Genomic DNA, 8,292 nt, shown 5'->3' on the forward strand with positions numbered 1-8,292 from the left:
CTTCCCCTGCGGCCACTCCCCCTCCACGGGAAGTCCCCCGCCTCCTCGGCGTTCCAGGTCGCCACCCACACCGAGGTTGATCATGAACGGGTGGAGTCGGGACGCCATAGACGGGCGGCGGGCGGACGCGTCCACACGAAGAAGACCCGAGAGATCACAACTCGAGACGCGACTTAGAGGCCGACGTCGCGGTAGAGGGCGCCGATCTCGTGGCGGGTGAGGTGGCGGGCGCGGCCGGAGCGCAGGGTGCCGAGGGCGACGGCGCCGAGGCTGACACGCACGAGCCGGTGGACCGGGTAGCCGACCTCGGCGAGCATGCGGCGCACGATGCGGTTGCGGCCCTCGTGGATGACGATCTCCAGCATGACCCGGCCGTTCGCCTGGTCGACGACGCGCACCGAGTCGGCTTGGGCCCGCCCGTCCTCGAGCTCGACGCCGGTGCGCAGCTGGCGGGGCACCTCCCGGCGCAGCGGCCCGGAGACCTCGACCAGGTACGTCTTCGGCACCGCGTAGGACGGGTGGGTGAGCCGATGGGCGAGCTCGCCGTCGTTGGTGACGAGCAGCAGGCCCTCGCTCTCGGCGTCGAGCCGGCCGACGTGGAACAGGCCGGCGCCGAACTCGGTGAGCAGGTCGGCGATGGACGGGCGGCCGCGGTCGTCAGACATCGTCGACAGCACCCCGCGCGGCTTGTTCAGCGCCAGGTGGACGAGGCCGGTACGGGTGACGACGCGCTCGCCGTCGACCTCGATGACGGCCGTCTCCGGGTTGACGCGCCGGCCCTGCTCGCGCACGACCACCCCGTCGACTCTGACCCGCCCCTCGGCGATCAGCTCCTCGCCGCGCCGCCGCGAGCCGATCCCGGCCGCGGCGAGCACCTTCTGCAGCCGGACACCCTCCTCCGCGGCGGCCCCGGCTCCGCCCGCGTCCGAACGGGCCGCACGCTCACTCGGGCGGCCATCACGCGCCGGCGGACGAGCATCACGCGCCGGCGGACGGCCATCACGAGCCGGCGGACGAGCATCACGCGCCGGCGGACGGCCATCACGAGCCGGCGGACGAACGTCACGCGCCGGCGGACGGCCATCACGAGCCGGCGGACGGCCCTCTCGCGTGTCGGGACGGGCGTCGCGGGCGGCTGCCCGGCCATCGCGTGGGTTGGGGCGGGCGTCGCGGGAGCCTGGACGGGCGTCGCGGGAGGTCTGGCGGTGGACGCGGGCGTTCATGCGGGCGTCACGTGGTTCACGGGGCAACGATGTCATCCAGGTCGTCGAGTCCGGGGAGCAGGGGGGCCAGGGGGGGCAGCTCGTCGAGGCTGCGCAGGCCCATCCGTTCCAGGAAGTAGTCGGTGGTGCCGTAGAGGATCGCGCCGCTGTCCGGATCGTGGCCGACCTCCTCTACCAGCCTACGGGCCGTCAGCGTGCGGATGACGCCGTCGGCGGACACTCCGCGCACGGCGGAGATCCGCCCCCGGCTCACAGGCTGCTGGTAGGCGACGACGGCGAGGGTCTCCAGGGCGGCCTGGGTGAGGCGCGCGCTCTGCCCGGCGAGCACGAAGTCCTCCACCCAGGGGGCGCACTCGTCGGCGGTGTAGAAGCGCCAGCCGGCGCCGACGTGGCGCAGCCGGAAGCCACGGCCGTCGCGGACGTAGGTCTCGGCGAGCTCCGGCAGTACCCGCTCGATCTCCCGCGCGGACGCGCCGAGGCCGGTGGCGAGCTCCGCCACTCCGACGGGCCGCTCGGCCACCATGAGCACCGCTTCCAGCAGCGCGGCGAGCGGCGGCCGGTCAGCGGACCGCGCGCGCCCGGCCGTGCGGCGGCCTCGCGACGTCGTCGCCTCGTCGGCGCCCCCTTCGGACTCGGGGGCGACGGGTTCGGCCTGGACGGGGTTGGTCACGACGCCTCCTCGTGGGCGACGTCGGTGTCGCCGCCCGGATCATCCCCGTACAGGCCGCGGCCGACGGCGAGCAGGTCCGCGCCGGCCTCGTCGTCGACGGCGATCCAGCGCACCGTGAGTTCTCCGAGCGGGACCTCCTGGTCGAAGGACACCCGTCCCTCGCGGAACAGCTCCAGCAGGGCGAGGAAGCGGGCGACGACCTCGATGGTCTGGCGGCAGCCGGCGCACAGGGTGCGGAAGTCCGCCGCGCCGAGCTCGCGCAGCAGCCCGATGATGGCGATCATGTGCTCGCGGACGCTGATGCGGGGCAGGTGGACGTGGTCGGTGGCGACCAGCGGCGGCAACGGGGGTTCACGCAGCCGGGCGGCCAGCGCCGCGAGCTCGGTGGGGCCGATGCCGATCTGCACCTCGGGCAGCGCGTCGGCGTAGCGGGCCTCCAGCGGCACCGCGCGGGGGGTGTGGCGGGCCTCCAACGCCATCAGCCCCGCGAACAGCGCGGACGCCTCCTTGTACGCCCTGTACTGCAGCAGCCGGGCGAACAGCAGGTCGCGGGCCTCCAGCAGGGCGAGGTCCTCCGACTCGTCCTCGGACAGCGCCCCGGGCAGCAGCCGGGCGGCCTTCAGGTCGAGCAGCGTCGCCGCGATCACCAGGAACTCGGTGGCCTGGCCGAGGTCGAACCGGTCGCCGAGGCGGCGGATGTGCGCGACGAACTCGTCGGTGACCTGCGAGAGCGCCACCTCGGTGACGTCGAGCCGGTGCTTGGCGATCAGCGAGAGCAGCAGGTCGAACGGACCGGAGAAGTTCGCGAGCTCGACGACGAACGGCTCGGTCCGTCCGCCCCGCGCCGTCGGCGAGGCCGCCTCCCCAGCCACGGCGCCCTCGGCGGGCGTGCGCGCGCGCGGTATGGCGTTGGCGTCCGTGGCGCCGTCGGCTCGGGACCTGGTCACCCCGCCACGCTACGCCCGCCCGGGCAGCATGATCCGCTCAGGCGGGCAGGGTGAGCCCGATCAGCGAGGCGAGGCCGCGCAGCAGCGGGACGACAAGCTGACCCACGACGGACGGGAAGCCGGCGAACAGCACCGGCAGCAGCAGCAGCGCGAGCAGGATGACCAGGCCGATGTTACCCTCAGTGAGCCGGTAGTGGGCGTTGCGCCAGCCGGGCGTGGTCGGGCCGAGCAGGAAGACGAGCCGGCCGGCGTCGGTCGGCGGCACGGGGATGAGGCTGACGATGAACATCGAGCCGAAGGTGACCGCGAGCCACAGGGTGAACCGGGCGGCGAAGCTGTCCGCGAGCGTCGCGTCGGTGACCCGGTCACCGAAGAAGATCCGCGCCGGCTCGCCGACGACCTGGAACAGCGCCAGCGAGCCCAGCGCGAGCAGCAGGTAGGCCAGTGGCCCGGCGAGCACCGCGGCGGTGACGTGGAAGCGCCGCTTGCGCCAGACGTCGTTCATCGGCACCGACTCGGCCCAGCCGTAGCCGACGATGAAGACGGCCAGCCCGCTGAAGGGGCTCAGCCGGTTCTTGACGCCGGTCGTCAGCCGGCCGCTGCGCAGCGGCGTCGGGTCCCGCACCAGCCGGGCGACGAGCACCTGGGCGGCGTCGTGGACGAACACGCCGAGGACGAAGGCGACCACGATCCCGAGCAGCACCGCCGGCTCGGCGAGATGGAACAGCACGTTGCCACCTTTTCACACCGAATGGTTCGAACCGAGTGGTCGCGGCCCGGCCGGCGCGGCGCGCCACGTGCTCAGGCGACGTGCCGGGCGGTTCACACGACTGGCACCGTGCGACGTGCTCACGCGACGTGCCGGGGGCTCAGCCGACGGCCGGCGGCGCGTTGTGCCGGACCATCAGCTCCCGGGCGAGGCGCCGGTAGCCGGCGGCGCCGACCGAGGTGGGCGCGTACGTGGTGATCGGCTCGCCGGCCACCGTCGTCTCCGGGAAGCGCACCGTCCGGTTGATCACCGTGTGGAAGACCTCGTCCGGGAAGCGCTCGACGACGCGGGCGAGCACCTCGCGGGCGTGCAGGGTGCGCGCGTCGTACATGGTGGCGAGGATGCCGGCGAGCTCCAGGCGGGAGTTGAGCCGCTCGCGGACCTTGTCGATGGTCTGCAGCAGCAGCGCCACCCCGCGCAGCGCGAAGTACTCGCATTCCAGCGGGACGATGACGGCGTCCGCGGCGGTCAGCGCGTTGACGGTGAGCAGGCCGAGCGAGGGCTGGCAGTCGACGAGGATGACGTCGTACTCGTCGAGGATGGGGGCGAGCGCGCGGGCGAGGCTGTGCTCGCGGCCGACCTCGGTGACCAGCAGGACCTCGGCCGCCGACAGGTCGATGTTGCTCGGCAGCAGGTCGAGTCCGTCGACCTGGGTCTCGACGATGACGTCGCGGACGTCGGAGTCGCCACCGAGGAGCAGGTCGTGCACGGTGAGCTCGAACTGCATCGGGTTGATGCCGAGGCCGACCGACAGCGCGCCCTGGGGGTCGAAGTCGACGAGCAGCACGCGGCGGCCGTACTCGGCGAGCGCGGCGCCCAGGTTGATCGTGCTGGTGGTCTTGCCGACCCCTCCCTTCTGGTTGCACATGGCGACGATCCAGGCCGGACCGTGCGACGTGAGCGGCGGGGGGACCGGGAAGGATGGCAGCGGCCGACCGGTGGGGCCGGGTTCACCGACCCCTTCGTCGACGCTCCCGCCCCCCGCTTCGAGCCGCCCGTCCTCGGACAGCTTGGGGTCACCGACCGTCACCTCGCCATAGGCGTGACGGGTCGGGGAATCGACGGAGGCAGCGTCGGCGAAACGGACCACGGAGGGGTTGCTCCCTCTACAAAGAGCAGAAACGGACCGGTAGGAGCGTACCGACATCGACCCGTTCTCGGCGGCGCTGGGTGGCCGCAAAGCGGCGTGTCGCGCCATGGACGACGTGGCGGCGCCTACTGGCGCACATCGACGGGGGTGCGAAATCATGCACCGGGTGTAACCAATGACGATCGTTGCGACCAGCGCGGTCAGCGCCGCGGCCGCCCGGTGCGGCCCGCCGATCGCCGCGCACGACGGCTTTTCCGAGGAGAGGATCTCGACCAATGGGCGCACAGACGGTGGACGCGGTGGTGGCCCGGAAGAAGGGCGCGGCGGTCGGGCTGGAGCGCGTCATCGTCCCGGATCCCGGTCCGGGTGAGGCGCGGGTGCGGGTGCGGGCCTGTGGCGTGTGCCATACGGATCTGCACTACCGCGAGGGCGCGATCAACGACGACTACCCGTTCCTGCTCGGGCACGAGGCCGCCGGCACGGTGGAGTCGGTCGGCGAGGGCGTGACCGGGCTCGCTCCCGGCGACTACGTGGTGCTGGCCTGGCGGGCACCGTGTGGCACCTGCCGGGCCTGCCGGCGCGGGATGGCCTGGTACTGCTTCGACTCGCGCAACGCCACCCAGCCGATGACGCTCGCGGACGGCACCCCGCTGTCGCCGGCGCTGGGCATCGGCGCGTTCAGCCCGCTGACGCTCGTCGCGGCCGGTCAGTGCGTGCCGGTGGACCCGGCGGCCCGACCGGAGGCGGCGGGTCTGATCGGCTGCGGGGTGATGGCAGGCTTCGGCGCCGCGGTCAACACGGGACGCGTCACGCGTGGGGAGACGGTGGCCGTGATCGGCTGCGGCGGCGTCGGGAACGCGGCGGTCGCCGGCGCCTCGATCGCCGGCGCACGCAAGATCATCGCGGTGGACGTCGACGAGCGCAAGCTCGCCTGGGCTCGCCACTTCGGTGCCACCGACATCGTGGACGCCCGTTCGGTGGACCCGGTCGCGACCATCCGCGAGCTCACCGACGGCTTCGGCGCCGACGTGGTGATCGAGGCCGTGGGCCGCCCGGAGACCTACCGGCAGGCCTTCGACGCCCGCGATCTCGCCGGCCGGCTCGTCCTCGTCGGCGTCCCCGACCCGACCATGACCGTGGAGCTGCCACTGCTGGAGGTCTTCGGCCGCGGTGGCCACCTGTCGTCGTCCTGGTACGGCGACTGCCTGCCGAGCCGGGACTTCCCGATCCTCATCGACCTCTACCGCCGCGGCCGGCTCGACCTCGACGCGTTCGTCACCGAGACGATCGGGATCGAGGGCGTCGAGGAGGCCTTCGCCCGGATGCAGCGCGGCGAGGTGCTGCGCAGCGTCGTCGTTCTGTAGTCCCCTCACCCCCGCGGGCGGGTGCGCGACTACCCCGGACGGGGTGCGCGTCACCCGCCCAGGAAGACGGCCGGCGGCCCGCGGGCGGGGACATCGCCGCCGGCGGCGCCACCGACCGATACGGTCGTCCCGACGGGGACCGCCGGCGCGCTGGTCGGCTCGGCTCCCCGCGCCACCAGCGGGCCGGCCGACCGGAATTCCGGCCCGCGCGGATGAGGAGCGGGTGACGTGACCGGGTATGCGGGGGTTCGGGTGGACCGGGTCATCACGCGCGGAGACTTCACGCTGGACGGGCAGACGTTCACCGTCGACAACAACGTCTGGCTTGTCGGCGACGACGAGCGGGTCGTCGTCATCGACGCGGCCCACGACCCTTCGGTCATCGCCGCCGCCATCGGCACCCGCACGGTGACCGTGATCATCGCCACCCACGGCCACAACGACCACATCAACGCGGCCGCCGAACTCGCCGACCTGGTCCGCGCGCCCATCGCGCTGCACCCGGACGACGCGGTGCTGTGGCGGATGGTCTACCCGCGCCGCGAGCCCGACCACGCGCTCGCCGACGGACAGCTCATCGGCCTGCCCGGCGGCGGCTCGCTGCGGGTGCTGCACACCCCCGGCCACTCCCCCGGCGGCGTCTGCCTGTTCGGCCACCTCGGCGGCGACCCCGTGCTGTTCAGCGGCGACACGCTCTTCCGCGGCGGCCCGGGCGCCACCGGCCGCTCGTACTCGGACTTCCCGACGATCCTCGGCTCGATCCGCGCGAAGCTGCTCGGCCTGCCGTCCGAGACCGTCGTGCACACCGGCCACGGTGACGACACGACGATCGGCGAGGAGGGCGTCGACTACGACGACTGGGTCCGCCGCAGCCACTGAGGTCGTCGGCGCGTCGCCAACGGCGTCTCGTGGCCTGCGTGGCAGGGCCTCGCGTGGCAGGGCCTGGAGTGGCGTGCAGTGGCGTCGGGGCCGCCGGCCGTCGTGTGGCCACGAGGGAGCCCGGCCGACGGCCCCGACGGGACTGTGCCCCGCCTACCGGCACCGGGCCCCGGTGGACAAGGCGCGCCTCGATCAACCGCACCGTGCCTGCGGCCGCCTGGGCATCGGTCCCCGCCGGCGCGTCACAGCCGGCCGGCGGTGTGCCGGTCGCGGCCGTGGCTGCGGCTGCCACCGCGGGCGGCCCACAGCGGCGCGACCAGTGCGACCAGCCCGACGGCGACGCCGACCTGGAGGATGTGGCGGATCCAGTCGACGCCGCCGGTGTGCCGGACCCCGATCGCGCTCGCGATGAGGTTGCCCACCAGCGCCCCGACGATACCGATCACGACCGTAAGCCAGAGCGGAATGTCCTGCCGGCCGCGGACGATGAGCCGGGCCAGCACGCCGATCACCAGACCAGCCAGGATGATCCAGAGGATTTGGAACACCGCGCACCCCCTCCGAGAGCCTGATTCACCTGTTCTCCCCCCGTCAGGACCGCCGAATCCCCCGCAGGTACGGGGAGCCCGGCCGGGGCCGGTCAGGCCGGCAGGGTGCGGGGGTCGATCGCCTGGAGGGTGACGACGCTCAGACCCGGCCGCGCCGCACCCGCCACGGCGGCGTGGACGCGGAAGTAGCCGTGCAGCCGGTAGTAACCCTGCGCGTAGTCGAAGCTGGCGCCGCGCCCGGCCATCCCGGCGAGCCGGTAGGTCGTGCCGGTGCAGCCCAGGGCGGGGTCGGAGCCTGGCGTCTGACCGAAGGGGAGCCGGTCGCACGTCCCGTACAGGGTGAAGTTCGGCACGGTGTCGCCGCCGAGTTCGGGGCCGGGGAAGAACGCCTGGCCGTTGCCGTCCGCCGGGGCGAGCAGGTCGAGCAGGACGACGGCGGCGCCGTGGCCGGCGATGAACTCGGCGAACGCCCGGCCGGGACCGAGCTGGCTGATCGCCCCGCGAAAGACCGGCACCGCGTCCAGGGACGGCAGCGATCCGGCCGGCTGCGTGTTCTCGCGCTCCGCCGCGGTCGCCGGGGTACCGGGCCGGCCCAGGCGCGTCCCGCTGCGCGGGTAGGGCATGGGCGCGGTCGCCGCACCCGGGGTGACCTGGACGATCGGCGTCGAGTCGGACCGGCGGACCTCGCGGGGCCCCGGGTCATCCGCGGCGTGGGCGGCACCGAGCCCCGCGAGGCACGCCATCGCCGCGGCGAGCGCGGCCAGGAACGCGTTGCGCCGCGGATGCCCGCCCCGCCGCGTAC

Annotated in this window: 9 protein-coding genes; 2 read left to right on the forward strand and 7 right to left on the reverse strand. The window is 73.7% G+C overall.

From position 1 onward, the window contains the following. Positions 1-173: 173 nt before the first annotated feature. The 5 genes from C1A33_RS15310 to C1A33_RS15330 all read right to left on the reverse strand — a co-directional run bounded on the left by C1A33_RS15310 (position 174) and on the right by C1A33_RS15330 (position 4,699). Complete coding sequence (locus tag C1A33_RS15310) at positions 174-884, reverse strand: pseudouridine synthase (protein WP_101832181.1); 711 nt, start codon at positions 882-884, stop codon at positions 174-176. A 355-nt stretch (positions 885-1,239) separates the two neighbouring features. Next, entirely contained in the window at positions 1,240-1,893 is a 654-nt protein-coding gene (scpB, locus tag C1A33_RS15315; RefSeq protein ID WP_101832175.1) for an SMC-Scp complex subunit ScpB, read from the reverse strand. Further along, positions 1,890-2,840, reverse strand: a complete 951-nt coding sequence (locus tag C1A33_RS15320; RefSeq protein ID WP_423748081.1) for a segregation and condensation protein A — start codon at positions 2,838-2,840, stop codon at positions 1,890-1,892. Before C1A33_RS15320 ends, scpB begins: the two co-directional genes overlap by 4 nt. 37 nt (positions 2,841-2,877) lie before the next feature. Further along, a complete protein-coding gene (locus C1A33_RS15325) occupies positions 2,878-3,570 on the reverse strand; it encodes a zinc metalloprotease (protein WP_101832176.1) in 693 nt (230 codons plus the stop codon). Between the two features lie 139 nt (positions 3,571-3,709). After that, positions 3,710-4,699: a ParA family protein gene (locus C1A33_RS15330; protein ID WP_101832177.1), complete on the reverse strand. Its 990-nt coding sequence runs from the start codon at positions 4,697-4,699 to the stop codon at positions 3,710-3,712. A 275-nt stretch (positions 4,700-4,974) separates the two neighbouring features. On the opposite strand from C1A33_RS15330, the gene C1A33_RS15335 reads away from it, so the two are divergent. Continuing rightward, positions 4,975-6,063 (forward strand): S-(hydroxymethyl)mycothiol dehydrogenase, encoded by a 1,089-nt coding sequence (locus tag C1A33_RS15335; RefSeq protein WP_101832178.1) that lies wholly within the window; start codon positions 4,975-4,977, stop codon positions 6,061-6,063. Between the two features lie 228 nt (positions 6,064-6,291). Then, on the forward strand, positions 6,292-6,942 hold the full coding sequence (locus tag C1A33_RS15340) for an MBL fold metallo-hydrolase (protein ID WP_101832179.1): 651 nt from the start codon (positions 6,292-6,294) through the stop codon (positions 6,940-6,942). 242 nt (positions 6,943-7,184) lie between these two features. Here the strand turns inward: C1A33_RS15340 and C1A33_RS15345 are convergent, their stop codons facing one another. After that, the gene (locus C1A33_RS15345) at positions 7,185-7,490 is read right to left on the reverse strand and encodes a GlsB/YeaQ/YmgE family stress response membrane protein (RefSeq protein ID WP_101832180.1); all 306 of its coding nucleotides are present in this window, start codon (positions 7,488-7,490) and stop codon (positions 7,185-7,187) included. A gap of 92 nt (positions 7,491-7,582) precedes the next feature. Further along, positions 7,583-8,292 (reverse strand): hypothetical protein (locus C1A33_RS34955; RefSeq protein WP_165818405.1); only part of this gene is annotated, 710 nt, incomplete at its 5' end.

The organism is Frankia canadensis (assembly GCF_900197875.1).
GTDB classification, from domain to species: domain Bacteria; phylum Actinomycetota; class Actinomycetes; order Frankiales; family Frankiaceae; genus Frankia; species Frankia canadensis.